The 1,242-nt window shown below is 47.8% G+C and carries 1 protein-coding gene and 1 pseudogene; one reads left to right on the top strand and one right to left on the bottom strand.

What is annotated here, in order from left to right; translation table 11 throughout:
* Window positions 1-835 (top strand): annotated as a pseudogene (locus F6K49_RS50350) (ammonium transporter); the annotation flags it as partial.
* 129 nt (window positions 836-964) lie between these two features.
* On the opposite strand, the gene F6K49_RS50355 reads toward F6K49_RS50350, so the two are convergent.
* Window positions 965-1,108, bottom strand: a complete 144-nt coding sequence (locus tag F6K49_RS50355) for a hypothetical protein (protein ID WP_293065184.1) — start codon at window positions 1,106-1,108, stop codon at window positions 965-967.
* Window positions 1,109-1,242 lie beyond the last annotated feature (134 nt).

The following is a 1,242-nucleotide window of genomic DNA, read 5'->3' on the forward strand; positions in this document are numbered from 1 at the left end:
CATGGGATTCTCAGACTTTGCTGGCTCAACCGTGGTTCACTCCGTTGGTGGCTGGGCGGCTTTGATGGGAGCTGCCTTCCTCGGACCCCGTAGCGGTAAGTACGAAAACGGTGAACCTCGTGCTATCCCAGGTCACAACATGAGTATTGCCACTCTTGGTTGCTTGATTCTCTGGATCGGCTGGTTTGGCTTCAATCCCGGTTCTGAGTTAGCTGCTAGTGAGGCAGTTACCTATATTGCAGTAACAACTAACCTAGCCGCAGCAGCTGGTGGGATTACTGCTACCTTGACGGCTTGGCTAAAAGATGGTAAGCCAGACCTGTCAATGATCATTAACGGGATTTTGGCAGGATTAGTGGCAATTACCGCTCCCTGTAACAATGTCACTTATCTCTCAGCAGTGATTATTGGTGCTATTGGTGGCATCATTGTTGTATTCTCCGTTTCCTTCTTTGACAACATCAAAATTGATGACCCGGTAGGGGCAATTTCAGTCCACTTGGTCAATGGTATCTGGGGAACCCTAGCCGTTGGACTTTTCGCTAAAGATTCAGGTCTGTTCACCGCTGGTAGTGCTGGTCAGCTTGGCACCCAAATCATCGGTATTCTAGCGATTGGGGTCTTCACGGTGCTGTTTAGTGGCATCGTCTGGTTCGTGCTGAAACTAACCCTCGGTATCCGGGTGACACCAGAAGAAGAACTGGAAGGCTTGGATATTGCCGAACACGGTATGGAAGCTTACGCTGGATTTGTCAAGGAATCCAGTGTGATCCCTAGTTCTAGCATGGGTAACTTCAGTAGTACTACAGACATGGCTAGTAGCTCTGAATTTTAGCTTCCGGCAAAAGAAGCCCCACAACGAACATGCGCAGCATGAGTGTTTAAAGTTACCGTAAGGATAGTGGAGCCTTTATGGTTAGTCGGTTATGCGTAAAAGGGTTAAAACTTTTTGATTAAGGCTCCACTATCTATCGGTTTCGTCTCCAGGGATGAATTTTGCACAGAGTCTTTCACAAAAGACCAATCTATGTGTTATACTGGGAATACTGACTTTCAAAGCCGTTCGCGTAGCGTGGCCAAAGGCCATAAATGCTGGAAAGTTGGTCAAACATTATTAAACAAAAGACCAAAAAAACAGAGCGGCAGGGCAGTCCGTTCTTAAAGCCCAGCGCCTCCTAAGCAATAGCTGGATTGGCTGGGAAGCCCACACTGAACTCAAAGAGTCAGTGTGGGAGCTGTCAC

Source organism: Moorena sp. SIO3I6, from assembly GCF_010672095.1.